22 protein-coding genes are annotated in these 24,888 nt (G+C 70.9%); 12 read left to right on the top strand and 10 right to left on the bottom strand.

Annotation, left to right across the window (positions count from 1 at the left end):
• The 6 genes from M2283_RS41435 to M2283_RS41410 form a co-directional block, all read left to right on the top strand.
• Positions 1-408 (top strand): alpha-glucosidase C-terminal domain-containing protein (locus tag M2283_RS41435; protein ID WP_280881724.1); only part of this gene is annotated, 408 nt, incomplete at its 5' end.
• Positions 409-434: 26 nt separating this feature from the next.
• Positions 435-2,153: a maltose alpha-D-glucosyltransferase gene (gene treS, locus M2283_RS41430; protein ID WP_280881723.1), complete on the top strand. Its 1,719-nt coding sequence runs from the start codon at positions 435-437 to the stop codon at positions 2,151-2,153.
• A gap of 36 nt (positions 2,154-2,189) precedes the next feature.
• Complete coding sequence (locus M2283_RS41425; protein WP_280881722.1) at positions 2,190-3,551, top strand: maltokinase N-terminal cap-like domain-containing protein; 1,362 nt, start codon at positions 2,190-2,192, stop codon at positions 3,549-3,551.
• A 4-nt stretch (positions 3,552-3,555) separates the two neighbouring features.
• Positions 3,556-5,781, top strand: a complete 2,226-nt coding sequence (gene glgB, locus M2283_RS41420) for a 1,4-alpha-glucan branching enzyme (protein WP_280881721.1) — start codon at positions 3,556-3,558, stop codon at positions 5,779-5,781.
• Positions 5,782-5,851: 70 nt separating this feature from the next.
• Entirely contained in the window at positions 5,852-6,934 is a 1,083-nt protein-coding gene (locus M2283_RS41415; RefSeq protein ID WP_280881720.1) for a glutamate--cysteine ligase 2, read from the top strand.
• Between the two features lie 143 nt (positions 6,935-7,077).
• Positions 7,078-8,982: an AMP-dependent synthetase/ligase gene (locus M2283_RS41410; protein ID WP_280881719.1), complete on the top strand. Its 1,905-nt coding sequence runs from the start codon at positions 7,078-7,080 to the stop codon at positions 8,980-8,982.
• Between the two features lie 3 nt (positions 8,983-8,985).
• Here M2283_RS41410 and M2283_RS41405 read toward each other — a convergent pair whose 3' ends face one another.
• Both M2283_RS41405 and M2283_RS41400 read right to left on the bottom strand, forming a co-directional pair.
• Positions 8,986-9,669, bottom strand: coding sequence for a fibronectin type III domain-containing protein (locus tag M2283_RS41405; protein ID WP_280881718.1), 684 nt, complete (start codon positions 9,667-9,669; stop codon positions 8,986-8,988).
• 28 nt (positions 9,670-9,697) lie between these two features.
• Positions 9,698-10,300: a hypothetical protein gene (locus M2283_RS41400; RefSeq protein ID WP_280881717.1), complete on the bottom strand. Its 603-nt coding sequence runs from the start codon at positions 10,298-10,300 to the stop codon at positions 9,698-9,700.
• A gap of 324 nt (positions 10,301-10,624) precedes the next feature.
• Here M2283_RS41400 and M2283_RS41395 point away from each other — a divergent pair, with 324 nt between their 5' ends.
• Both M2283_RS41395 and M2283_RS41390 read left to right on the top strand, forming a co-directional pair.
• Entirely contained in the window at positions 10,625-12,001 is a 1,377-nt protein-coding gene (locus M2283_RS41395; RefSeq protein ID WP_280881716.1) for an NAD(P)/FAD-dependent oxidoreductase, read from the top strand.
• A 92-nt stretch (positions 12,002-12,093) separates the two neighbouring features.
• Positions 12,094-14,343, top strand: a complete 2,250-nt coding sequence (locus tag M2283_RS41390) for an FUSC family protein (RefSeq protein WP_432423198.1) — start codon at positions 12,094-12,096, stop codon at positions 14,341-14,343.
• Positions 14,344-14,352: 9 nt separating this feature from the next.
• Here M2283_RS41390 and M2283_RS41385 read toward each other — a convergent pair whose 3' ends face one another.
• From M2283_RS41385 to M2283_RS41375, 3 genes are all read right to left on the bottom strand, one after another.
• A complete protein-coding gene (locus M2283_RS41385; protein ID WP_280881714.1) occupies positions 14,353-14,784 on the bottom strand; it encodes a hypothetical protein in 432 nt (143 codons plus the stop codon).
• Between the two features lie 51 nt (positions 14,785-14,835).
• Positions 14,836-15,699, bottom strand: a complete 864-nt coding sequence (locus M2283_RS41380; RefSeq protein WP_280881713.1) for an ANTAR domain-containing protein — start codon at positions 15,697-15,699, stop codon at positions 14,836-14,838.
• Positions 15,700-15,827: 128 nt separating this feature from the next.
• Positions 15,828-16,217: an ATP-binding protein gene (locus M2283_RS41375; protein WP_280881737.1), complete on the bottom strand. Its 390-nt coding sequence runs from the start codon at positions 16,215-16,217 to the stop codon at positions 15,828-15,830.
• Positions 16,218-16,566: 349 nt separating this feature from the next.
• Here M2283_RS41375 and M2283_RS41370 point away from each other — a divergent pair, with 349 nt between their 5' ends.
• Together M2283_RS41370 and M2283_RS41365 are read left to right on the top strand one after the other, a co-directional pair.
• Positions 16,567-16,797: a hypothetical protein gene (locus tag M2283_RS41370; RefSeq protein ID WP_280881712.1), complete on the top strand. Its 231-nt coding sequence runs from the start codon at positions 16,567-16,569 to the stop codon at positions 16,795-16,797.
• A 272-nt stretch (positions 16,798-17,069) separates the two neighbouring features.
• A complete protein-coding gene (locus M2283_RS41365) occupies positions 17,070-17,522 on the top strand; it encodes a cyclic nucleotide-binding domain-containing protein (protein ID WP_280881711.1) in 453 nt (150 codons plus the stop codon).
• Positions 17,523-17,611: 89 nt separating this feature from the next.
• Here the strand turns inward: M2283_RS41365 and M2283_RS41360 are convergent, their stop codons facing one another.
• A complete protein-coding gene (locus tag M2283_RS41360; RefSeq protein ID WP_280881710.1) occupies positions 17,612-18,928 on the bottom strand; it encodes an MFS transporter in 1,317 nt (438 codons plus the stop codon).
• Between the two features lie 114 nt (positions 18,929-19,042).
• Complete coding sequence (locus tag M2283_RS41355) at positions 19,043-19,747, bottom strand: TetR/AcrR family transcriptional regulator (protein ID WP_280881709.1); 705 nt, start codon at positions 19,745-19,747, stop codon at positions 19,043-19,045.
• A 151-nt stretch (positions 19,748-19,898) separates the two neighbouring features.
• Here M2283_RS41355 and M2283_RS41350 point away from each other — a divergent pair, with 151 nt between their 5' ends.
• Both M2283_RS41350 and M2283_RS41345 read left to right on the top strand, forming a co-directional pair.
• The gene (locus M2283_RS41350) at positions 19,899-21,119 is read left to right on the top strand and encodes a saccharopine dehydrogenase family protein (protein ID WP_280881708.1); all 1,221 of its coding nucleotides are present in this window, start codon (positions 19,899-19,901) and stop codon (positions 21,117-21,119) included.
• A 107-nt stretch (positions 21,120-21,226) separates the two neighbouring features.
• Positions 21,227-21,496, top strand: coding sequence for a WhiB family transcriptional regulator (locus M2283_RS41345; RefSeq protein ID WP_280881707.1), 270 nt, complete (start codon positions 21,227-21,229; stop codon positions 21,494-21,496).
• Between the two features lie 46 nt (positions 21,497-21,542).
• Here the strand turns inward: M2283_RS41345 and M2283_RS41340 are convergent, their stop codons facing one another.
• The 3 genes from M2283_RS41340 to M2283_RS41330 are packed head-to-tail and all read right to left on the bottom strand — an operon-like array spanning position 21,543 to position 24,872.
• Positions 21,543-23,387 carry a sensor histidine kinase gene (locus M2283_RS41340; protein ID WP_280881706.1) on the bottom strand — a complete coding sequence of 615 codons (1,845 nt, stop codon included), beginning with the start codon at positions 23,385-23,387 and terminating at the stop codon, positions 21,543-21,545.
• The gene (locus M2283_RS41335; RefSeq protein ID WP_280881705.1) at positions 23,384-24,082 is read right to left on the bottom strand and encodes a response regulator transcription factor; all 699 of its coding nucleotides are present in this window, start codon (positions 24,080-24,082) and stop codon (positions 23,384-23,386) included. Before M2283_RS41335 ends, M2283_RS41340 begins: the two co-directional genes overlap by 4 nt.
• Before the next feature lie 19 nt (positions 24,083-24,101).
• Positions 24,102-24,872: a hypothetical protein gene (locus M2283_RS41330; RefSeq protein ID WP_280881704.1), complete on the bottom strand. Its 771-nt coding sequence runs from the start codon at positions 24,870-24,872 to the stop codon at positions 24,102-24,104.
• Between the last annotated feature and the right edge of the window lie 16 nt (positions 24,873-24,888).

Here is a 24,888-nt window from a genome sequence, read left to right as displayed (position 1 = left end):
TCGGAGAAGTACCAGCTCAAGCCCCGCGACTGGAAAGCCGCGGCACGCGAGGGACGTACCCTCGCCCCTCTGATCACCCGACTCAACACGATCCGGCGGGGTCATCCGGCGCTGCGACGGCTGCGGAACCTTCACTTCCATCCCACGAGCAACAGCGCGATCATCGCGTACAGCAAGACCACGGACGAGGACACGGTCCTGGTGGTCGTCAACCTCGACCCTCACCACACCCAGGAGGCCACGGTCTCGTTGGACATGCCACAACTCGGCCTGGACTGGAACGCATTCATGTCCGTGCACGACGAACTGACGGGTCAGACCTATCACTGGGGCAGGACAAACTATGTGCGCCTCGAACCCGGAAGGGCCCCGGCGCACGTCCTCCACGTCCAGACGTCGTCCACATGAGCCACCGATCGGAGGGTCAGAGCGTCATGACCGTCAACCAGCCTGTTCCGGACACCTTTGAGGACACGCCCGCCAAGGACCGGGACCCGGATTGGTTCAAGCGCGCAGTGTTCTACGAGGTCCTCGTCCGGTCCTTCCAGGACAGCAACGGCGACGGAGTCGGCGACCTCAAGGGACTCACCGCCAAACTGGACTACCTCCAGTGGCTGGGCATCGACTGCATCTGGCTGCCCCCCTTCTTCAAGTCCCCGCTGCGGGACGGCGGTTACGACGTCTCGGACTACACCGCCGTCCTGCCGGAGTTCGGTGACCTCGCCGACTTCGTCGAGTTCGTGGACGCCTCCCACCAGCGCGGGATGCGCGTCATCATCGACTTCGTCATGAACCACACCAGCGACCAGCACCCGTGGTTCCAGGAGTCCCGCAAGGATCCTGACGGGCCTTACGGCGACTACTACATGTGGGCCGACGACGACAAGCAGTACCCCGAAGCACGCATCATCTTCGTCGACACCGAGGCCTCCAACTGGACCTTCGACCCGGTCCGCAAGCAGTACTTCTTCCACCGCTTCTTCTCCCACCAGCCGGACCTCAACTACGAGAACCCGGCCGTGCAGGAAGAGATCCTGGCCGCCCTCCGCTTCTGGCTCGACCTCGGTATCGACGGCTTCCGTCTCGACGCCGTCCCCTACCTCTACGCGGCGGAGGGCACCAACTGCGAGAACCTGCCCGCCTCGCACGAGTTCCTCAAGCGCGTCCGCCGCGAGATCGACCTGATGTATCCGGACACCGTGCTGCTGGCCGAGGCGAATCAATGGCCCGAGGACGTCGTCGACTACTTCGGCGACTACGCCGACGGCGGCGACGAATGCCACATGGCCTTCCACTTCCCCGTCATGCCCCGCATCTTCATGGCCGTCCGCAGGGAATCCCGCTACCCGGTCTCCGAGATCCTCGCCAAGACCCCGGCCATTCCGTCCAATTGCCAGTGGGGCATCTTCCTGCGCAACCACGACGAGCTCACCCTCGAAATGGTCACCGACGAAGAACGCGACTACATGTGGGCCGAGTACGCGAAGGACCCCCGCATGCGCGCCAACATCGGCATCCGCAGGCGCCTCGCCCCGCTCCTGGACAACGACCGCAACCAGATCGAGCTGTTCACCGCTCTCCTGCTGTCCCTGCCCGGCTCGCCGATCCTCTACTACGGCGACGAGATCGGCATGGGCGACAACATCTGGCTCGGCGACCGCGACGCCGTCCGCACCCCCATGCAGTGGACACCCGACCGCAACGCGGGCTTCTCGTCCTGCGACCCGGGCCGACTGTCGTTGCCGACCATCATGGATCCCGTCTACGGCTATCAGGTCACCAACGTCGAGGCGTCGATGTCGTCGCCCTCCTCGCTGCTGCACTGGACCCGCCGCATGATCGAGATCCGCAAGCAGAACCCCGCCTTCGGCCTGGGGACGTTCACCGAGCTCCAGTCCTCCAATCCCGCCGTCCTGGCCTTCCTGCGCGAGTACCAGGACGACCTGGTGCTGTGCGTGAACAACTTCTCCCGGTTCGCCCAGCCCACCGAACTCGACCTGCGCGTCTACGACGGACTCCACCCCGTCGAACTGATCGGCGGGGTGCGGTTCCCGGCCATCGGTGAACTGCCGTATCTGCTGACGCTCGGCGGGCACGGCTTCTACTGGTTCCGGCTCTCCCGAGCGGCATCCCGCGTCGGCCGGCGCCTCTGAGCGTGCGCCCGTGTGCCGAGGAAAGGACGCGTCACCATGCAGAAGACCGCAACTCCCCGCCCGAGACGCACCGTCGTCACCGGGACCATGGCCTCGCTCGCCGGGCTGCTGCGGGAATGGCTGCCCAGGCAGCGCTGGTTCGCGGGCAAGGACAGGCCCGTCACGGACCTCGCCCTGCTGTCCATGACCGAGCTGTTCCCGGGGTGTCTGCATCTGCTGATCCACGCCGGCCACTCGGGCGTGCCCGCGCCCGCCGGTGGCGCGGCGGGCGGTGACTGCTACCAACTCCTGCTCGGCGTAAGGGAACACCTCTCGCCCCGCCTCGGCCGCGCCCTGATCGGCCGCGCCGAGGTGGGGCCGCTGGCGGGTCTGACGGTGTACGACGCCCTGCAGGACCCGCGCTCGGCGCAGCTGCTCCTGGAGCGGCTGCGGCACCCCGGCACGGCGGGCCCGCTGCGGTTCGAGGCCGACCCGTCGGTGCGGGTGCCCGCCGGACTCGTACCGCGTGTGCTGGAGGCCGAGCAGTCCAACTCCTCGCTGGTCTACGGCGACGCGTTCATCCTGAAGGTGTTCCGGCGGATCCAGCCGGGTGTCAATCCCGACCTGGAGGTGCCGGGCGCGCTGGCCGCGCAGGGCTGCGGGCGGGTACCGGCACCCGTGGCGTGGATCCGGACGACGCATCCGCGCGAGGCGACGCTCGGAGTGCTCCAGCCGTTCCTGCGCGACGCGTCCGACGGCTGGACGCTCGCTCTCCAGGCCCTCGCCTCCGGCGACGACTTCACCGCCCAGGCACACGAGTTGGGGCAGGCCACGGCGGACGTCCACCTCGCGCTCGCCTCCGCGTTCCCGGCCGGCGAGCACGGGGAGGGCGAACGGACGGCGGACGCGATGACCGAGCGCCTGGACTCGGCCGCGCACAGCGTGCCCGCGCTGCGTCCCTATGTGTCCGGTCTGCGGACCGCCTTCGGCGCGCTGGTCACCTGCGATCCGGGGCCGCCACCCCAACGCGTCCACGGCGACCTGCACCTGGGCCAGGTGCTGCGGGCCGGCCGCGACTGGTTCGTCATCGACTTCGAGGGCGAGCCGTCCCGTCCGCTCGCCGAACGGCGCAGTGCACACTCCCCCGTGCGGGACGTCGCCGGCATGCTGCGCTCCTTCGACTACGCCGCCCGCCAGCGCCGCCCCTGGCGCCCGGAGTGGGCACGCCGCTGCCGGGAGGCCTTCTGCGCGGGCTATGCGGCCCGGGCCGGCTGGGACCCGCGCAAGAAGCACGGTCTGTTGCGGGCCTACGAGACCGACCGGGCGGTGTACGAAGTCCTGTACGAGGCCCGGCACCGTCCGGACTGGCTCCCCGTACCCATGGCGGCGATCGAGCGTCTCGCCGTAAGAGGAGGCTGAAGCCGTGGCCCTGCGTGACACGTCACTCCCCGAGCCGTCCGGCCCGCTCACACCGGTGCCCGCACCGGCCCCGGCCCCCGGCGAGCGCGAACGCCTGCTCGCCGGCACCCATCACGACCCGCACGGCGTGCTCGGCGCCCACCCGGTCCCCGGTGGGCTGGCCTTCCGGGCGCTGCGTCCGTACGCCCGTGCCGTGAGCGTCGTCGTCGACGGGGAGCGCACGAAGCTGGCCTCGGAGGGCGACGGCCTGTTCTCCGGCGTACTGCCGCTCGACACGATCCCGGCGTACACGCTGCTGGTGACGTACGCGGAAGGGGAGCACGAGACGGAGGACCCGTACCGCTTCCTGCCCGCGCTGGGCGAGTTGGACCTACATCTGATCGCCGAGGGCCGGCACGAGGAGCTGTGGCAGGCGCTCGGTGCCGAGCCGATGACGCATGCCGGGGTGACCGGGACCCGGTTCACCGTGTGGGCGCCGAACGCCCAAGGGGTGCGGGTCGCGGGGGACTTCACCTTCTGGGACGGGACGGCGCTGCCGATGCGGTCGCTCGGGTCGTCCGGGGTCTGGGAGCTGTTCGTGCCCGGGATCGGCGAGGGCGCCCGCTACAAGTTCGAGATCACCTCCCGGCACGGCGGCCGGTTCCTCAAGGCCGACCCGATGGCACGCGCGACGGAGGTGCCGCCCGCGACGGCGTCAGTGGTCACGGCCACGCACTACGAGTGGGGCGACGCGGACTGGATGGCGCACCGGGCCGACATCCCCGTGCACGAGGCGCCGTTCTCGGTCTACGAGGTCCATCTGCCGTCCTGGCGACCGGGACTGACATATCGTCAGCTCGCCGAGGAGCTCCCCGCGTACGTCAAGGACCTCGCTTTCACGCACGTCGAGCTGATGCCGATCGCCGAGCACCCCTACGGACCCTCCTGGGGCTATCAGGTCACCGGCTTCTACGCGCCGACGGCCCGTCTTGGCACGCCCGACGACCTCCGTCACCTCATCGACGCGCTGCACCGGGCCGGCATCGGTGTGATCATGGACTGGGTGCCGGCCCATTTCCCCAAGGACGACTGGGCGTTGGCCCGTTTCGACGGGGAGCCGCTGTACGAGCCGGGCGACTCGCGGCGGGCGGAACATCCGGACTGGGGGACGTACGAGTTCGACTTGGGGCGCGTCGAGGTGCGCAACTTCCTGGTGGCGAACGCCGTGTACTGGTGCCAGGAGTTCCACATCGACGGGCTGCGGGTCGACGCGGTCGCCTCGATGCTCTACCTCGACTACTCGCGCGACTCGGGGCAGTGGACACCCAACGTCCACGGTGGCCGGGAGGACCTGGATGCCGTCGCCTTCCTCCAGGAGATGAACGCGACCGTGTACCGGCGGGCGCCGGGCGTGGTGACCATCGCCGAGGAGTCCACGGCGTGGGACGGCGTCACGCGGGCCACCCATCACGTCGGTCCGGGCGGCTTCGGCGGTCTGGGGTTCGGGCTGAAGTGGAACATGGGCTGGATGCACGACTCGCTGGACTACATGAGCCACGAACCGGTGCACCGCAAGTTCCACCACAACGAGATGACCTTCTCGATGGTGTACGCCTACAGCGAGAACTACGTGCTGCCCATATCGCACGACGAAGTCGTGCACGGCAAGGGCTCGTTGGTCTCCAAGATGCCCGGCGACTGGTGGCAGCAGCGCGCCAACCTCCGCGCCTACCTCGCCTTCATGTGGGCCCACCCAGGCAAACAACTCCTCTTCATGGGCCAGGAGTTCGCCCAAGGAGCCGAATGGTCCGAGGCCCACGGCCCCGACTGGTGGCTCCTTGACCCGGCGTACGAAGCGGTGGCCGACCACGCCGGGGTCAGGGATCTGGTCCGTGACCTCAACGCCCGCTATCGCGACACGTCCGCCCTGTGGCAGCGCGACACCGACCCCGAGGGCTTCCGGTGGGTCGCGGGGGACGCGGCCGAGGACAACGTCTTCGCCTTCCTGCGCTACGACGCCGAAGGCGCCCCGCTCCTCGCCGTCTCCAACCTCTCCCCCGTGGTCCGCCACGACTACCGCTTCGCCGTGCCCGACGACATCCCGGCCTGGCAGGAGATCCTCAACACCGACCTGGCTCGGTACGGCGGCGGCGACGTCGGCAACCCCGACCCGGTGAAACCGGACGACGGATGCGTCCTGCTCACTCTTCCCCCGCTGGCCACGGTCTGGCTGACGCCCCTGACCATGTGAAGCTCCCGTCCAGGTGTCCGAACGTCCTTTCGGGGCAGTCGGGTCGTACACCACAGAAGGGCGGCATCACGTGCGGACTGTCGGAGTGGAGGAGGAGATCCTCCTGGTCGACCCGGAATCGGGTGAACCGCGGGCCCTGGCGGCCGCGGTACTCGCGCGTGCCGACCTGGACAGCGAGGTGTTCGAGGAGGAACTGCACGACCAGATGGTCGAGTTCGCCACCCAGCCGCGGGCGCACATGGAGGAACTCGGCGCGGAGATCGTCCGCTGCCGCAAGGAGGCCGCGCAACACGCCGGGGAGATCGGCTGCACCGTCGCCGCGCTGGCCACCTCGCCGCTGACCGTGAGCCCTTCGGTCGGCGTCGGCCGCCGCTACCAGTGGATGGCGGAGCAGTACGGCATCGCCACCCAGGAGCAGCTCGTGTGCGGCTGCCATGTGCACGTGTCCGTGGAGTCCGACGAGGAGGGCGTGGCGGTCCTCGACCGGATCCGGCCCTGGCTGTCGGTGCTGTCGGCGCTGAGCGCCAACTCCCCGTTCTGGCAGGGCAAGGACACCAGTTACAGCAGCTATCGCAGCCGGGTGTGGCAGCGGTGGCCGTCCGCGGGTCCCACCGAGGTCTTCGGTTCGGCCGAGCGCTACCACCGGCGGGTCGCCGACATGGTCTCCACCGGCGTGATCCTGGACGAAGGGATGATCTACTTCGACGCCCGGCTGTCCGCGAGTTACCCGACGGTCGAGATCCGAGTCTCGGACGTGTGCCTGCACGCCGACACGGCCGTCCTCATCGCCACGCTCATCCGCGGTCTGGTGGAGACGGCCGCGCGTGAGTGGCGGGCGGAAGGCGAGCCGCTCGTACAGAGTGTGAGCCTGCTCCGGCTGGCCGCCTGGCAGGCCGCACGGGCAGGCCTGGAGGGCGAGTTGCTGCACCCCGAGACCATGCGCAGGCTGCCCGCGCGGACCGTGGTGCAGGCCCTGCTGGACCATGTCTCCGACGCCCTCTCCGACACCGGAGACGTCGACCGCGCACGGGCCGGCGTCGCGGAGTCACTGGGGCGGGGCAACGGCGCCCGGGTGCAGCGCGAGGTCATGGCGCGGACCGGGAGTCTGCGGGACGTGGTCGCCGAGTGCGTGCGCCGTACACAGGGACATTGAGGCAGGTACCGGTCGGCTGAGATCACGAACGCGTTTACTTGGCCGTTCCCGGCGCCTATCGCTTCGACCTGGGCTAGATTCGAGCACCGCCGACACAGTTCACATCGGCGGAGTCACAGCCCGTACACGTCAGGAGCAGCGCAATGCGCGACTTCGCCCTCGCTCCCTCCCCCGTCTCGTCGCACAGCGGCGGGCTCGCCGACAGCGTCTTCGACGCAGCGGTCCACAACCCCACTCTGCCCCTGCTCGCCCGTCGCTCCACCCCCTCCTCGACCGACTGGGAGGAGGTGACAGCCGTGGAAGTGCGGGACGAGGTGGTGGACTTGGCGAAGGGCCTCATCGCGTCCGGTATCTCGCCCGGTCATCGTGTGGCGATCATGGCGCGCACCCGGTACGAGTGGACCGTGCTCAGCTACGCGCTGTGGGCCGTCGGTGCCGAGGTCGTCCCGATCTATCCGACGTCCTCGCGCGACCAGGTGGAGTGGATCCTGCGGGACGCCGGCTGTGTGGCCGTGGTCGTCGAGGACGAGCAGGCGGTGATGACGGTCGGCTCGGTGTGCGGGTCGCTCCGACAGCTGCGCCACGTCTGGCAGTTGGACGCGGGGGCGCTGGACGACCTGGTGCAGCGGGGGGAGTTCATCCCGATCGCCACCGTCGACTCGCTGCGCCGCATCGTGCTGCCGGACTCCACTGCGGTCGTCGCCTACACCTCCGGCACCAGCGGGCACCCCATGGGCTGCGCGCTCAGCCACCGCAATCTGGCGAGCCCGTGCGACACGCTGCTGGCCGGCTGGGGCCACACGGCGGCGCCGCCCGGCGAGCAGGGCTCCGTGCTGGCCTTCCTGCCGTTCTCGCACGTGTACGGACTCATGATCCAGAGCGTGTGCATCCGCGGCGGCCTGCTCATGGGCCACGAGCCCGACCTCGGCGGCGAGGCCCTGGTGTCGGCGCTGCGCTCGTTCCGGCCGACGTACTTCTACGCCGTACCGTCGGTCTTCGAGAAGATCTACAAGAACTTCCTGCGCACGGCCCAACAGGCGGGCCGCGGTGTCCTGTTCGAGCGGGCCGCCGACACCGCGCGGGACTTCGCCGCGGCGCTGGAACGCCAGCGGCTCGGCGGCGGCTCGGGCCCCGGTCTCGACCTGCGGCTGCAACACGCCCTGTACGAACGGACGGTGTACCGCAGACTCCGTGCCGCGCTGGGCGGCAGAGTGGGGCGGGCGACGTCCGGCGGTTCGCCGCTGAACCGCGAACTCTCCCTGTTCTACGAGGGCATCGGTGTCTACGTGCACGACGGGTACGGGCTCACCGAGACCAGCGGCGGGGTCACCATGCAGCCGCTGGGCCGGGAGAAGTCCGGGACGGTCGGGCAGGCGCTGCCGGGCATGGACCTCATGCTGGCCGAGGACGGCGAGATCCTGGTGCGCGGTCCGTCGGTGTTCCAGGGCTACATCAACGACGAGGCCGCGACGCGGGCCACGCTGCGGGGCGGCTGGCTGGCCACCGGGGACCTCGGCTGGCTGGACTCCGACGGCTATCTGACGATCACCGGCCGCAAGAAGGACATCATCATCACCAGCAGCGGCAAGAGCGTCGCCCCGGCTGCTCTGGAACAGCGGCTGAGGATGCATCCGCTGGTCCATCAGGCGGTGGTGGTCGGCGACAACCGGCCGTGCATCGGCGCCCTGATCACCCTGGACCCGGAGTTCCTGGCGTACTGGCGCGGTTCGCTGTCGCTGCAGAGCGACACGCCGAGCCGGGAGGCGCGGGAGGAGAACGCGCTGCGGGAGGAGATCGGGCGGGCCGTGGCCGCCGCCAACAGCAGCGTGTCGCGCTCGGAGTCCATCCGGGTCTTCCGGGTGCTGCCGGTGCAGTTCGACCACGCCAACGGGTTGCTGACGCCGTCCATGAAGCTGCGCAGGGACGCGATCGTGGAGCGCTACGCGTTCGAGATCGACGCCATGTACCAGGCACGCTCGCGCGCCCCGCGGCAGAACGTGCCGGACGAACTGTCCGGCTGGGACGACGCGGACAACGTTTTCCGCTGAGCGCTACTCCCCCGTGGTCAGGTGGACGACGTTGGACCGCTCGCCGAGCGTGAAGGCGCGGATCCGGTAGGAGGCGTGCTTCTCCTCGGGCAGGGTGACCAGGCCGGTGGAGTTGATGTCCGGATCGAGTACGGCGAGGGGCTCGTACGCCGCGCCGGACTGTCTGCGGATCTCCAGGAGGAAGCCGTCCTCGTCGGCGGAGTTGTCGGTCCAGGTGAACAGGATGCCGTTGGCGTCCTTGACGACGGCGCGCAGGTCCGTCGGCGCCCCGGCGGGCAGGGCGTGCCGTGCGCCCTGGTGCCCGGGCAGGGTGCGGGCCGGCAGCCAGTCGTGGTCGGCGTTCTCCTCCTCGGCCGTCCAGCCGCCGGCGGGGAGGTCGACGTGGACCGGTCGGGACGCGGGGCCGCGGTAGGTCCGCAGCCGGTAGTAGAAGGTCGTGCGGGGCATCAGGTCGGGGTGGCGGTAGGTCGTCACCTGGCGGTCCAGGTACTGGAGCACGGTGTAGGGGCCCCGCGCGGCGGTGGCGAACTCCAGCACATGGCCCGCGACCGCGGCGCGCTCGTCCCGCCACTTGAGGTCGACGTCGGTGGGGGTGGTCAGGGCCGCGCGCAACGGCCGCTCCGCTTCCGCCTGTTGGGGCGCCGAGCAGGCCGACAGCGCCAGGATCAGCGCTGCCGGCACTGCCACGCGTGTGAGGACACGCATACGGCGTGGGCTACTTCCGCCAGAAGTGGACGTTGCTCCACACCACGGTGGCCGGTCCGTTGCCGCTGTCGGTGCGGTAGGCGCCGAACTTGTCGTAGAAGCTGCCGCCGGGGCTGGCGTAGGTGTGCTTGAGGGAGCCGTTGATGTAGGTGCGGTGCTGGCTTCCGACCTGGTGGACGGTGTTGACCCGGACGGTCGCGCCGACGGTGCCCGCGTTGGAGAGCGTGGTGCCGCCGTGCACCGCGTAGAGCCGGCCGCCGCGTTCGACGGCGAGCATGAAGTAGGGGCCGGCGGCGGATTCGTTGAAGGTCTGCTTGAGGCTGATCCGGGTGCCGCTGAGGCTGGTGATGCGGAAGGAGCCCTCGAACTGGCGCGTCCCTCCCGTGTAGGTGTCGTAGCGTCGTTCAGCCCGCTGGTCACCGCTGGCCGTGGAGCAGGTGAGCTGGAACGTCAGCCCACTGATCTGTCCGCAGCCACGTTCCTGCTCGGTGTAGCCGGGTGAAACCGAGACCCAGCCGCCGGGCTCCACTTCGGCCAGGGCGTGCGGAGCCGCCAGCAGTGAAGTGGCGCCCACGGTCGTGGTCACGACGAGTGCGCGCAGGCGTGTGAGCATCCTGCCTCCCGAGGAGTGTGGGGGGTGACCGCCATTCACGCATTGTTCAAGTACATGAACTTTGGTCCCTGATTTGAACAAGCGAGGGGGACGTTAGGACCAGCCCAACAGACCGTCAAGAGATCGCGCGGCTCTGATCTTTCCCCTCCTATCCAGTGCGTTTCGGCCGTCGGGCGGGCATGGTTGTGCTCGACGCGTTCGTCTGCCTGCCGCGCCCAACTGGCGGAACGGCTGGGGACACGGTGGGATCGATGTGGTGCGAAGCAGCGATCCATGGGCATGCGAAGGGCGTCCGATGCAGACCGCCTGGAGCCGCAGAAAGGGATGAACACCGTGACACGACCCAGGATCCTGGTGGTCGGCGCAGGCTTCGCCGGCGTGGAGTGCGTACGCCGACTGGAGCGGAAGCTCGCGCCCGACGAGGCCGACGTCACGCTGGTGACGCCGTTCTCCTACCAGCTCTACCTCCCCCTGCTGCCCCAGGTCGCCTCCGGCGTGCTGACGCCCCAGTCGATCGCCGTGTCGCTGCGGCGCAGCAAGAAGTACCGCACCCGGATCATTCCGGGCGGAGCCATCGGCGTGGACATCAAGTCCAAGGTCTGCGTCATCCGCACCATCACCGACGAGATCGTCAACGAGCCCTACGACTACATCGTGCTGACGCCCGGCAGCATCACCCGCACCTTCGACATCCCCGGCCTCACCGAGCACGCGTACGGGATGAAGACCCTCGCGGAAGCCGCCTACGTGCGCGACCACGTCATCTCCCAGCTCGACCTGGCCGACGCGAGCGACGACCCGGCCGAGCGCGCCTCGCGGCTGCAGTTCGTGGTCGTGGGCGGCGGATACGCCGGCACGGAGACCGCGGCCTGTCTGCAGAAGCTCACCCACGCCGCGGTCAAGCGCTACCCGCGCATCGACCCGGCGCTCATCAAGTGGCACCTGATCGACATCGCCCCGAAGCTGATGCCCGAGCTGGGCGACAAGCTCGGCACCAGCGCCCAGACGATCCTGCGCAAGCGCGGCATCGACATCTCGCTGGGCGTCTCCATCGAGAAGGCGGGCGCCGAGGAGGTCACCTTCACCGACGGCCGGGTGGTGCCCACCCGCACCCTGATCTGGACCGCCGGGGTCGTCGCGAGCCCGCTCATCGCCACCCTCGGCGCCGAGACGGTCCGGGGGCGCCTCGCGGTCGCCGCGGAGATGAACCTGCCGGGCCAGGACGGCGTCTTCGCGCTCGGCGACGCCGCCGCGGTGCCCGACAAGGCCAAGGACGACGACGCCGCGGTCTGCCCGCCCACCGCCCAGCACGCCATGCGGCAGGGCAAACACGTCGCCGACAACGTCATCGCGACCCTGCGCAACAAGCCGCTGACGCCGTATGTCCACAAGGACCTCGGCCTGGTCGTCGACCTCGGCGGCAAGGACGCCGTCTCCAAGCCGCTCGGCATCGAACTGCGCGGTCTGCCCGCCCAGGCCGTCGCCCGCGGCTACCACTGGTCGGCGCTGCGCACGGGCGTCGCCAAGACCCGCGTGATGACCAACTGGGTGCTCAACGCGGTCGCCGGCGACGACTTCGTCCGCACCGGCTTCCAGTCCCGCAAGCCCGCCACGCTGAAGGACTTCGAGTACACCAACGCGTACCTGACGCCCGAGCAGGTGCGGGCGCAGGTCGAGGGGACGGGCCCCGAGGGGACCTGACGCGGTGCGCGCGCTCCCGTCCCGGCATGCCATGCTGGGACGGGATCTTGACGTGAGACGGGGACGGGAGTGAGTGCGGCGGCGTGAGAGCAGTGGCAGCAACGCTCCGGGCGCGGTCGCGCGATCTCGTCGCGGCATCCGATCCCGGACTGCTGCGACTGACCGCGGGTCTGCGGACCGTGGCTGCCATCGCCCTCACACTGGCCGTGCTGGCGCTGCTGCGGGCCGACGTGTCGCATCTGGTGGCCGGTGCCATCGCGGCGATGGTCGCCACCTTCGCCATCCGCGAGAAGGAACGCGGCCCGCAGGCGGTGACACTCGCCCTGGGCCTGCCGGTGGCGTTCGCTTCGCTCACCCTGGCCGCCCTGCTGCACTCGCGTGTCGTCGGCGGTGACGTCTTCTTCGTGGTGCTGATCTTCTGCGCCGTATACGGCCGCCGGTACGGGGACCGGGGCACCGCGCTGGGCCTGATCGGCTTCCAGACCTACTTCCTGTCCCTGTTCGTCGGCGCCACCCTCTCGACCCTGCCCCAGCTGTACGGGGTCGTCGCGATCGCCTTCGCCGCCAGCGCACTGGTGCGCTTCGTGCTCGTACCCGAGACGCCCGAGGGGATCCTGGGGCGGCTGCGGGACGCCTTCCGGGCCCGGCTGGCGCAACTCGTGTCCGCGCAGCTCGAACTGCTCGACGCCGGGCCGGACGAGGCCGAGACGGCCCTGGAGCACCTCCGTGAGGGCACCGCACGGCTGCACGAGACCGCGATGATGATCCAGGGCCGGCTGGAGCAGGGCACCGCCGACGCGGCCGTGGCACGGCTCGTGCAGCGCCGTATCGCGGACGCGGAGATCGCCGCCGAGCGCCTGGGCCTCCTGCTGCTGACCGCGCGCAGCGCCGAGCGCGCGGACACGCTGACCCTGCACCTGCCGGGCGCCCCGGTCCCGCCGCGGGGCGGCCGGCTGCCGGTGGGCGACGAGGCGACCGCCACCCTGCGCCGGGATCTGGAGGCACTGCGCCTGCTGGTCCTGCGGCCGGTGTCCGGGGACTCGGGGACCGGTCTGGCGCATGTGCGCAACCGGCTCCTCGGCTACCGTGACGAGGAGAACCTGCCCAAGGCGCCGCCCGCCGTGCAGGACGTGTTCCGGGGCATCGGCGAGGCCGGGCGCGCGGTGCTGGGGTTGCGGATCGCGCTGGACGGGCCGCAGGACGAGTCGGACGACAGCCCGTCGACGACCCGTTCGCGCGAGGAGCTGGACGCCGAGGACGTGGCGATCGACGCGGGCGAGGAAGAGCCCGAGGAGGAGCCCACGGGGCTGCGGCGGCCCACCACGCGGGCGGCCGTGCAGGTGGCGGTGGGGTCGTCGCTGGCGATCGTGGGCGGCGAGTTCCTCTCCAGCCAGCGCTGGTACTGGGCGGTGCTGACCTGCTGGATCGTGTTCATCAACACCGCGTCCACCGGTGAGATCCTGGTCAAGGGCTACCGGCGGCTGCTGGGCACCGTGCTCGGCGTGGTGGCCGGCCTGCTCCTGGCGGGCCTCGTCGGCCATCACACCTGGACGGCGTTCGCGCTGGTGCTGCTGCTGGTGTTCGCGATGTTCTACACGGCACCGCTGTCGTACACGCTGATGTCGTTCTTCGTCACCGCGGCCCTGGGGCTGCTGTACACCCTGCTGCACACCTACAGCCTGTCGGTGCTGATCCTGCGTGTGGAGGAGACGGCGCTCGGCGCGGCCTGCGGGATCATCGCGGCGGCGTTCGTCCTGCCGGTGCACACGGACCGCCGTACCAACGACCTGCTCGGCACCGTCCTTGACCGGCTCTCCGATGTCACGGAGGCCGCCGTCGACCAGCTCAGCGGCGGGCCCGCGGTCGACCTGCTCGACATGGCCCGTGATCTGGACCAGGCGCTGGCCGATCTGCGCGCCGCGACCCAGCCGCTCACCCACCCGGTGACGCCGATGCGGGCCCGGCGCGACACCGCGCGCTATGTCGTCGCGCTCCTGGAGACCTGCGCGTACCACGCGCGTTCGCTGGCCGCGACGGCCGAGCTGCTGCCCGGCAATCCGTCGATCGCCGCGGACCCCCGGCTGCGGCGGGCCGGTGAGCGCATCCTGCGCAACATCGGGGCGATCGCCGCGCGCGTGGCGGACGAGCGGGCCGAGGTCGAGGTCGAGACCGGCCCGAGCATCGCCGCGCTGCTGGAGTCCGACCGGCCGGGCACCTCCCGCTACGGGCGGGTCACCGACCGCGTGCTGAGGCATCTGCAGCGCCTCGACGAGGCCGTGACGGGGCTGGCCCGGCCGCTGAAGGTACCGGTGGCGGCGCCGGTGAAGAAGGCCAAGGGGTGAAGCGGTGGCTCAGAAGTCGGTGGGCAGGCCGCTCACCTCGGCGATGCCGCGCAGCTCCTCGTTCTCACGGTGCCGGTCCCGGATGTAGTCGGCGATCTCGCCCAGCCGTACCGGGTCAGCGGCGGTGTCCGCGTCGGTGACGACGCGGATCGGGCCGGTCTCGTCGAGGTTGAGCTCGACGACCTCGTTGTCCATCCTGCCGGTGACCGCGGCGGCGACGACCAGGGCCGCCTCGTCGCGGATCTCCTGGGACATGCCCTGTCCGCCCTCCTCGCCGATCGCGAAGTCCAGGGCGGGCAGGCGTTGCTCGTCGATCGCCTTGAGGACCGGTTCGACCACATCCAGCAGCAGCCGGTAGTCATCCGTGTCCATCCGGGTGCGCAGAATGCCGAGGTACATGTCGACGGCCCGGTCTTCCGGTGGAAACTCGGATTCGCTCATGGGCCTCGGGTGCCCGGTCCCCCGGGTGTCATGCGTACCGTCCTGCCCGCGTCACGACCGCCGGATCCGGGTGCCGCGCCCCCTGCGGCCGAGGGCGTGCAGATACTCCAGGGCGTCCAGGACCACCGTCCGGTCGTGCCAGGCCAGCCAGCGCCCGGCCTCGGCGCCCATCACCTCCAGCGTCTTGAGCTGCGTGTCGGTGAGCCGGCGCAGAGTGTGGTCGGCGTGGGCGGAGACCATGGCCACGCACATGCCGGACGCGGTCGACAGCGGCACGCTGTGGCAGCCCAGGCTGCCCGCCGCGAGGATCTGCGCCCGGGCCGCCTCGTCGAACACGGGGTCCGTCGACACGTCCGTGACGGTGACCTGTGTGAGGTCGCGGGCGGCGGCCGCGCAGGACGTGCCCTCTTCACCGACGTACGCGAAGAAGTCCACGAAGTCGTCGGTGAGACCGGTGTGCTTCTCCATCCGCAGTCCGCCCTTGACCCGGTCGGCGACCTGGACGTTGCCCATGGAGGTCTCGACCACGGCGAGCGTCTGGCTCAGTACGGCGCTCAGGACGGCGCCGCGGTTGCCTGGCTCCGGGCGGTACGGCGCCGGGAAGTTCAGCGCGGGCTCCGGAGACCGGACGCGCCGCGGGAACCACAGGGCGTCCTCGTCCGGGCGCGGGGCGGTGAGCACCACGTCGGCCAGCGACCGGAGTTTGACGTTGAACCGCTGGGAGGCCCGCTGCAGGAGCCCGAACGCGCTGTCGCCGTCGGGAAGTCGGTAGCGCTCCTGGAGAACGCCCTGTGCCTGGGATATCAGCGGGTGGGCGCGGGCCCGGGCCCGCAGTTCGCGCGCCTCCGCCCGCAGCCGTTCCAACTCCGCACGCTCCCGCTCCTCGTCCGCCCCCCGGCGCGCCGCCTCTGCCATGAACTCCCTCGCCTCCCGTCGCCCTGACACACAAGTGCCCGTGTGCGTGTTCGGACCGCATACGGGCACCTGCCGCTTGCCAGCGTCTTCCCCATTCGAACGGGCGTACACGAGGCGTGCGGGTTCGGTCAGGTGAGAGCCACCACAGCGGTGATGCACTTGCCGCCGGCGGGCAGTTCGGACACCCGGACGTCGCGGGCCAGCCGGCAGACGATCGGCCAGCCACGGCCGCCGACCCGTCGGCGCCCGGCCGAGTCGAACGGATCGCCGGCCACGGGCAGTTCGTCACTGCGGTCGCACACCGAGACGCGTACACCGGGCTCGACGACGTCGACACGGAAGCCCGTGACGCCGCCGCCGTGCCTGATCGCGTTGGTCGTCAACTCCGAGACGACGAGCAGGGCGTCACCCAGGGCGTCCTTGTCGCAGCGCGTCCGGGTCGCCCGGCACCGCGCCGCGACCGCCCGCTCGACCGCCCTGCGGGCCTCGGCCGGCCGGACCACCGGAGGAACCGGCATCCACGCCGCGGCCGACCTGGACTCGGGGTCAACTGCCCGGCCCGCCGGTTCGGCCGACACGCGCTCGCCGGGCCCACAATTCGGCCATGGCTCCATCTCCCGCCACTCCTGGGCGAATTGGGGGAATTCGATGCTGTGCTCCTTGCACATCGCCTGGCTCCCTGATCGGTGAAGAACCGGCCTCCTGGTTCATCGGCAACGAGGCCGGACCTGCCGCACCCGCGGTACGTGCCACTTGACCACCGCAGGCGCTCACCTAATCGGCTGACCTGTAAGGGCGGCACCAAACCTGTCGGCGGGATGCGCGAGTTCCGGTCATGGCTCCGCGAAAGCGGGGTATGCGCACCGCATGACGGAAGTCGTGGATTCGGGCGAGCTGTTGCGACGCCTGCAGCGGGCTCGGGCCTGCGCGGAACAGGAGCGGTCGACGTGGTGGGTGCGGAGCGAGGAGCTGCGGGCGACCGATCCGGACGCGGCACGCGAGGCGGCCGTACGGACGGTGGCCTTCGAGGCGGTGCTGCGGGTGCTGGACGAGGTCCTGACCCCCGGGCGGCATGCCGAGGCGGGGGTGACGGAGTGAAACCGGTCACGTGACCGGGTTTTTGCTACGCGAAAGCCTCGCATATGGTTTACCGTTCATTCATACGTGGTGACGGGGTGGACCGTACCGTCCTCCGACACCACCGCTTACGGCCCTGGCTGGCCTCCCCCGTCCAGCCAGGGCTTTTTCATGCCCTCACGCGGACCGTCCATCGGATACACACGTCCGCCGAGGTGCCCTGGACGGCCGCAGCAGCTCAAATGGGCTTAGGGAAAGCACCGGAACCGATGGCCGGCGAGGAGCCCCGCGTCATGACCAAAGCGACGAAACTGCTGACCGCCCTTCCCCCGCCCCAGCGCCACCACCTCATGACGCTCGCGCGCGAGGTCTCCTTCCCGGAGGACCACCGCATCTTCGAGGCGGGCGGCCGGGCCGACCGCTTCTGGGTGATCCGCTCCGGCGCGGTCTCGCTCGACCAGCGTGTCAACTCGCTGCAACGGGTCACCGTGGCCAGCCTCGGCGCCGGCGATCTGCTCGGCTGGTCCTGGCTGTTCCCACCGCACGAGTGGGACTTCGGCGCGGAGGCGTTCAGCCCCGTACGCGCCCACGAGTTCGACGCGGACGCGGTGCTGCGGCTGTGCGCCGAGGATCCCGAGCTCGGGATGGTGCTGGTACGGGGCGTCGCCGAGATCCTCGCGCACCGGCTGGAGACGACGCGGGGGAAGTTGATGGAGTACGCGAGGCATCGACGCAGCGCCCTGTAGGGGCCGCTGGTCGGACGGTCGTAACTCGGGGCGGCCGCACCGACCGACCCGGCTCGACCACCGTCGCAACCCGCCGGGCAGGCCTCCGCTCAGATCCGGTAGCGGCGCAGGGCCGGTACCGCTGCGGCCAGGCCCAGCATCACCACGACTACCAGGAGGCCGCCGCCCACGACCGCCGTGCGGGGGCCGAAGGCCGAGCCCGCGGTGCCGTGCAGGACGTCGGCGAGGCGTGGACCGCCCGCGACGACGACCGTGAAGACGCCCTGCATGCGGCCGCGCATCTCGTCGGTGGCCGCCGACAGCAGGATCGCCCCGCGGAAGACCATCGAGACCATGTCGGCGAGCCCGGCCACGGCCAGGAAGGCCGCCGCGACCCACAGGTTGGCGCTCAGCCCGAAGCCGGCGATCGCGGCGCCCCAGGCGACCACCGCGCCGATCACCATCCAGCCGTGCCGGCGGGCCCGCGAGAACGTCCCCGAGAAGAGGCCGCCGAGCACCGCGCCGATGGGTATCGCCGCGAACAGCAGACCGAGGGCGAGCCCTTCGCCGTAGGAGCCGTAGGTCTGGGCGGCGAGCTGGGGGAACAGGGCGCGCGGCATGCCGAAGACCATGGCGATGATGTCGGCCAGGAAGGACAGCAGCAGCACCTTGTGCAGGGAGAGGTAGCGGAAGCCCTCCACGATCTCGCGCACTCCGGCGCGCCGCGTCGCCCCGCCCACCAGCGGCGGCAGCTTGGGCAGTTGGTAGACCGCCCACACCGTCACGCACAGCGCGAGCGCGTCGATCAGGTACAGCTCGGCCAGGCCGATGACGGGGATCAGGACGCCGGCGAGCAGCGGGCCGACGACCTGGCCGGTCTGCATGACGGTCGAGCCGAGGGCGTTGGCGGCGGGCAGCTGCTCCGCGGGGACGAGCCGGGCGATGGAGGCGTTGCGGGCCGGGGCGTTCAGTCCCCAGAACGCCTGCTGCATCGCGAGCAGCAGCATCAGGACGACCACGGAATCGAGCCCGATGACGGCCTGGACCCAGAACAGCAGCGAGGTGACGGCGATGCCGATGTTGGTGATCAGGAGCAGCTTGCGGCGGTCCATGGTGTCGGCCACCGCGCCGCCCCACAGCGCGAACACGATCAGCGGCAGCAGCCCGGCCAGGCTCGCGGCGCCGACCCACGCCGAGGAGCCGGTGATGTCGTAGACCTGCTTGGGCACCGCGACCGCGGTGAGCTGGCTGCCGACCGCCGTGACGATCGTCGAGGACCACAGCCGGCGGTAGGCCGGGATGCGCAGCGGGCGGGTGTCCATCGCCCAGCGCCGCCAGCCGACCCGCGGCGGGCCCGCCTCGACGGGCGCGGATGGCTGCGGCTGAGCGGATGGCTGCGGCTCGGTGCTGCTCTCGCTGGTGTCCACGGAGTTCCTGGTTGCTCGTTACATCTTTCGGGGCCGGGGATCACTATCGCAGCACAGGAGGGAGTCCGGGACCGGCGGTCTCGGATCGCGGAACTCGGTATCCGGCGCCGTGCGTCAGCCCAGCGACGCCAGCCTCGTCGCCGCGCTGTCCAGCAGCATCTCCAGTGCCGTCGGATACGCGCTGGTCACCATCCGTCTCGCCAGCAGGGGTGCCGCCTCGGCGATGCGGGGGTGGGTGGTGCGGGGCAGGTGGGCGTAGGTGGAGCGCCACATGTCCTCGTCGGCGTGCAGGGCGGCGCTGGGCAGGGTGAGGGAGGCCGCGTCGAGGGCGGCGAAGGCCAGGGTCTGGTCGATGAAGGCGTGGTAGATACGCACGGTGTCGGCGAGCGGGAAGCCGGCGGTGCGCAGGACGTCCAGGACCGCCTCGTCGGCGGCGAGTTCGTTGGCGCGGCCGGTGACGCGGTTCGTGGTGAGCAGGGCCGCCTGCGGGTGGGCGACGTAGGCGGCGTGGATGCGCAGGCCGACGGTGCGCAGGTCCGCCCGCCACTCCCCCGTCGGGTGCCAGTCGGCGAGGGCCTGGCCGATCAGCGCGTCGCCGATGGCCAGGGTCAGGTCGTCCATGCCCCGGAAGTACCGGTAGAGGGTGCTCGGGTCGGCGTCCAGGGCGAGGCCGAGACGGCGGGCGGTCAACCCCGCGCTGCCGTGCTCGCGCAGCATCCGCAGCGCCGTCTCGACGATCAGCGCCTCCGACAGCACGGTGCCGCTCTTGGTCGGCCGGCGTCTGCGCCGCCGCTCCTCGGGGACCACGGGCTTGGGCACCGCACGACCTCCCGCTACGGCCTTCCGCTCTTATGCCAACGGCATTGACCTTACGTGACGACACGGCGTTGTATCCCCACCCAAGGGCCCGCACATCTCCGCTCCGGGCCCCGCACCTCTACGTCCTTCGACCCGAAAGGGAGTGTTCGTCATGCGTGTACTGCTCGTCGGCGCCGGAGGCGTGGGCACCGCGATCACCCGGATCGCGGCCCGGCGTCCGTTCTTCGAGGCGATGGTGGTCGCCGACTACGACCTGACGCGGGCCGAGGCGGCGGTCGCGGCCCTCGGCGACGGCGAGAGCCGCTTCCATGCCGAGCAGGTCGACGCGAGCGACGAGGCGGCGGTGACGGAACTGCTGCGCCGGCACGCGTGCGACGTGCTCCTCAACGCGACCGACCCGCGCTTCGTGCTGCCCCTCTTCCGGGCGGCCCGCGCCGCCGACACCACCTACCTCGACATGGCGATGTCCCTGTCGCACCCGCACCCCGAGCGTCCCTGCGAGGAGTGCGGGGAGAAGCTCGGCGACGCGCAGTTCGCGCAGGCCGAGGAGTGGGCGAAGGCGGGCGCGCTGGCCCTGGTCGGCATGGGGGTCGAGCCGGGTCTCTCGGACGTCTTCGCCCGCTACGCCGCCGACGAACTCTTCGACGAGATCGAGGAGATCGGCGTCCGCGACGGCGCCAACCTCACCGTGGACGGCTACGACTTCGCCCCGTCATTCAGCATCTGGACGACGATCGAGGAGTGCCTCAACCCGCCCGTGGTCTACGAGTCCGACCGCGGCTGGTACACCACGGAGCCGTTCAGCGAGCCCGAGGTCTTCGACTTCCCCGAGGGCATCGGCCCCGTGGAGTGCGTGAACGTGGAGCACGAGGAGGTACTGCTCGTGCCGCGCTGGGTCGACGCGCGCCGCGTCACGTTCAAGTACGGCCTGGGCCGGGAGTTCATCGAGACACTCAAGACGCTGCACCTGCTGGGCCTGGACCGCACCGACCCGGTCACCGTGCCGAGCGCGTCCGGACCGGTCGCCGTCTCGCCCCGTGACGTCGTCGCCGCGTGTCTGCCGGACCCGGCGACGCTGGGCGAGCGGATGCACGGCAAGACCTGCGCGGGCACATGGGTGCGCGGCACGAAGGACGGCGCGCCGCGCGAGGTGTACCTGTACCACGTGGTCGACAACCAGTGGTCCATGGCGGAGTACGGCAGCCAGGCCGTGGTGTGGCAGACGGCCGTCAATCCGGTCGTCGCACTCGAACTCCTCGCCACCGGCGCCTGGTCGGGCACGGGCGTCCTCGGCCCCGAGGCGTTCCCCGCCCGTCCGTACCTCGATCTGCTGACCGCGTACGGCTCACCGTGGGGCGTTCGGGAGCAGTGATCCACGTCACCCCGAACTCCTTGGTTTCACTTGCGCATCGACAGGTCACCCGGAAGCGAGTAAGCCATCCGCGAGGGCACGGACGACTTCGATCGCAGGTGACTTTGATGGACTTGACGGACGACTGGCGAGACCAGGCCGCATGCCGATACGAGGACCCCGACCTCTTCTTCCCGATCGGCACCTCCGGCCCGGCACTGTTGCAGACGGAACAGGCGAAGGGGGTCTGCGGACGCTGTCCGGTGCGGGAGCAGTGCCTGCGCTGGGCCCTGGACACCGGGGAGTGCCTCGGCATCTGGGGCGGCACGAGCGAGACGGAGCGGCGCACGCTGCAACTGCGCCGACGGCGGGCCGAGGCGCGGCAGGGGCGCGGGTAGTTGGAACGGGGCGGGTCCTCCGGGGTCCCGCCCCACCCACGCCGGTTCAACTCTCCAGCGCCGGTGCAGGCGCAGGCGCAACCGGCACGCGCAGCGTGAACTCCGCGCCCGCGCCCGGTTCGCTTGTCGCCTCGACCGTCCCGTCGTGTGCGGCCACCAGGTCGCGGACGATCGCCAGGCCGAGGCCGCTGCCGCCGGTGCGGCGGCTGCGGGACTTCTCGGCACGCCAGAACCGGTCGAAGACATGCGGGAGATCGTCCGGCGCGATACCCGTGCCGGTGTCGCGGACGGTGAACACGACCTGGTCACCCTCACGACGGGCGGCCAGCGTGACGGTGCCGTCCGGCGGTGTGTGCCGTACGGCGTTGGAGACGAGGTTGCCGAGCGCCTGCCGCATGCGCACCGGGTCGGCGTCGAGCCACGGGGCTCCGTCGGTCTCGGTGACCAGCGCGACCCCGGCCGCGTCGGCTCCGACGCGGTGGGCGGCGGCCACCTGGTCGAGCAACTCGTCGGCGCGGACCGGCTCGCGGTGCAGCCGTAGCGTGCCGGCGTCGGCGGCCGCCAGGTCCTGGAGGTCGTCGATGATCCGCTGGAGCACCATCGCCTCGTCGTGCAGGGAGGACAGCAGGGCGGGGTCCGGGGCGACGACGCCGTCTCGGGTGACCTCCAGCCAGCCGCGGATGTTGGTGAGCGGGCTGCGCAGTTCGTGGGCGATGTCGCTGACCATCGCCTTGCGCTGGACCTCTATCCGCTCCCGCCGTTCGGTCAGGTCGTTGAACGCCTCGGCCAGGATGCCGGTCTCGTCCCGGGTGGTCACCGGGACGCGGACATGCCGTTCCGGCGGCTGCTGGGCGGCTGCCGTGAGCGCGCGCAGGGGCCGGACCAGCCGGGTGGCGACCACCGCCGTCATGGCGACGGTGACGGCGAGGACGAGGCCGGCCACGCCGACGATCTTCGCCTTGTTGGCCGGGGACATGTCGAAGCGGGGCACGGTCTGGTCCCCGATACCGAGGAACAGGTCGGCCACGGGGGCGACATAGGGATCGAGCTGGGCGCGCCGCGCACTGTCGATGCAGTTCTGCACGATCCGGTCGGTGTCCGCGCCGGCGCCTGCGGGCCGGGAGTACTTGGAGGTGACGAAGTGGCCCGGGACGGTGTCGCGGGTGGGGTCCAGGGCGAGGAACAGCGGTTCGACGCCGGCGGCTCCCTTGTCCTGCACACAGGACCAGGCCCTCTTCTGGAGCGCGGACAGCGCCCTGCTCTCCGTCCGGGTCGGCGCGTCGTACCCGTAGCCGCAATCGGCCTCGTAGTGGTCCTCGGCGCTCGTTCCGTCCTCGTTGACGAGGACGGAACGTCCGCTCGGGGCCCGCTCGATCCTCACCTGGCTGAGGCCGTACCGCTCGTAGCAGCCCCGCAGTTTCTGCATCATCAGGTCCACCTCCTCGCGTTCGCCCGCCGTCAGCCGGTACGGGCCGACCGCGCGGGGATCGACGCCGCTGAGCTGGGCCCCGGACTCGCTGTAGGTGTCGGTGTGCAGGGGGTCGATGGTGGCGGCGGGCCGGGGTGGCAGGGAGGTGCGGCGGGGGGCGGAGTCGGCGACGAGCGTGCGGTCCGTGGTGGTCACCGCGATGCGCCGGCCGGTCTTGGCGGCCAGGGCGCTGATGGTCTTCTGGACTCCGGACCAGTCACGGTGGGTCGCGGCATAACCGCTGAGCTGCGCGAGGATCTTGGTGTCGGCGGCGAGATCCTGGCCCTGTTCCTCCTTCAGCGCACTGGTGGTGGTCGTCACGGCGAGCCAGGCGGTCGCGGCCACCGAGCACACGGCGATCAGGGCCGAGGTGAGCAACAGCCGCACCAGCAGCCGCTTGCGCAGCGGAATGCGGCGCTTCACGCCCGGCCGCCGCTGAGCTTGTAGCCCACGCCGAACACGGTCAGCAGCCGCACGGGCCGCCGCGGGTCGGCCTCGATCTTCTTGCGCAGGTTCATGATGTGGACGTCGACGGCCCGTTCCGTGGACGCCCGGTCGAGCCCCCGGGTGACCTGCAACAACTGCCGCCGGGAGAAGACGCGGTCCGGCTCCCCCGCCATGGCCAGCAGGACCTGGAACTCGGCCGGGGTGCACTCCACCGGCACCCCGTCACAGCGCACTTCGTGCCGCACCGGGTCCACGGTCAGCCCGGCGGCGCGTACGACGGGCTCCTCCCGCACCCCGTCCGCGCGCCCGCTGCGTCGCAGCACCGTACGGATCCGGGCCATCAGCTCGCGCGGGCTGTACGGCTTGGTCATGTAGTCGTCGGCGCCCAGCTCCAGGCCGAGCAGGACGTCGTCCTCCTCGGAGCGCGCGGTGAGCATCAGCACGGGTATCTCGGCGTCGCCGCCGCGCAGCACCCGGCACACGCCGAAGCCGTCGATCACCGGGAGCATCAGGTCCAGGACGACGAGGTCGGGCCGCAGCCTGCGGGCGGCCTCCAGAGCCGCCGCGCCGTCGTGCACGACGGTGGCGGTGTGGCCCTCCGCCAGCAGGGAGCGGCGGATGAGTTCGGCCTGCATCTCGTCGTCCTCGGCGACCAGCACATGTGCGCACACCCGGCGGATCCTAAGCGCTTCAGCGCGCGAGGGACGCGGCGTCCCCCATCACGACGACGGGGTGGAGGTGCGGGTCGAGCGCCAGGAGAAGCTGCTCCATGTGCTTCTCGGCGATGCTCACGCATCCGTGCGTCGGCCCGCCGTGGTCGACGTGGAACCATATTCCGCCGCCCCGGTTCGCACCGAGGGGACGGGTCCAGTCCAGGGGCGAGGTGCCCGGCTGACGGTTGTAGTTAATGGCGACGACGTAGTCGAAGGAGCCCTTCAGCGGCTCGCCCTCGAAGCCCGTGCCGGGCGAGACGAATCCGTAGCCCTGGTCGTACGTCAGCTTGGTGCCGGGGTCGCGGAGCAGGCCGCCGGCGTCCGTGAGGCCGTACACGCCGATCGGTGAGCGCAGGTCACCGCCCATGTGGTGGTCGCTCCAGCCCTTGAGCGCGTTGTGCGCGGGCCAGCTCTCGCCGGGCTGCCAGCCGGTGGACGCGCGCTCGTACAGGACGACCTCGGACGTCGGCGAGTTCTTGCCCCGGCCGGTGACCACGACGGCCTGTCGGGCGTCGGAGGGGACCTGGGCCAGCGTCTTGGGCCCGAGGCCCGGCAGTTCCAGGCGGGCGGCCTCGGCGGACATGGCCGGCGAGGGCGAGGAGGGGATCGCCGTCGTGGAGGCGGGCGGCCCGGGTTCCGACGTGGCGGCGCCGGACGGGTGGCCCGGCGACGCCACGGCACCGCTGCCGCATCCCGCGAGGAGCAGGGACGCGGCCAGCAGAGCGACATGGGGTCTGCGCATGATCATGACTCGACCTTGACCC

The organism is Streptomyces pseudovenezuelae (genome assembly GCF_029892565.1).
Classification (GTDB): domain Bacteria; phylum Actinomycetota; class Actinomycetes; order Streptomycetales; family Streptomycetaceae; genus Streptomyces; species Streptomyces pseudovenezuelae_A.
Note: the sequence above shows the minus strand (reverse complement) of the source record. Positions and strands in the feature narration are given on the sequence as shown.

Excerpts from the sequence above, each read along its gene's own strand:
- treS (WP_280881723.1), top strand. The coding sequence starts at position 435 with ATGACCGTCAACCAGCCTGTTCCGGACACCTTTGAGGACACGCCCGCC.
- M2283_RS41365 (WP_280881711.1), top strand. The coding sequence starts at position 17,070 with ATGACCAAAGCGACGAAACTGCTGACCGCCCTTCCCCCGCCCCAGCGC.
- M2283_RS41350 (WP_280881708.1), top strand. The coding sequence starts at position 19,899 with ATGCGTGTACTGCTCGTCGGCGCCGGAGGCGTGGGCACCGCGATCACC.
- M2283_RS41425 (WP_280881722.1), top strand. The coding sequence starts at position 2,190 with ATGCAGAAGACCGCAACTCCCCGCCCGAGACGCACCGTCGTCACCGGG.
- M2283_RS41410 (WP_280881719.1), top strand. The coding sequence starts at position 7,078 with ATGCGCGACTTCGCCCTCGCTCCCTCCCCCGTCTCGTCGCACAGCGGC.
- M2283_RS41345 (WP_280881707.1), top strand. The coding sequence starts at position 21,227 with ATGGACTTGACGGACGACTGGCGAGACCAGGCCGCATGCCGATACGAG.
- M2283_RS41400 (WP_280881717.1), bottom strand. The coding sequence starts at position 10,300 with ATGCTCACACGCCTGCGCGCACTCGTCGTGACCACGACCGTGGGCGCC.
- M2283_RS41385 (WP_280881714.1), bottom strand. The coding sequence starts at position 14,784 with ATGAGCGAATCCGAGTTTCCACCGGAAGACCGGGCCGTCGACATGTAC.
- M2283_RS41380 (WP_280881713.1), bottom strand. The coding sequence starts at position 15,699 with ATGGCAGAGGCGGCGCGCCGGGGGGCGGACGAGGAGCGGGAGCGTGCG.
- M2283_RS41330 (WP_280881704.1), bottom strand. The coding sequence starts at position 24,872 with ATGATCATGCGCAGACCCCATGTCGCTCTGCTGGCCGCGTCCCTGCTC.
- M2283_RS41370 (WP_280881712.1), top strand. The coding sequence starts at position 16,567 with ATGACGGAAGTCGTGGATTCGGGCGAGCTGTTGCGACGCCTGCAGCGG.
- M2283_RS41395 (WP_280881716.1), top strand. The coding sequence starts at position 10,625 with ATGAACACCGTGACACGACCCAGGATCCTGGTGGTCGGCGCAGGCTTC.
- M2283_RS41375 (WP_280881737.1), bottom strand. The coding sequence starts at position 16,217 with ATGCCGGTTCCTCCGGTGGTCCGGCCGGCCGAGGCCCGCAGGGCGGTC.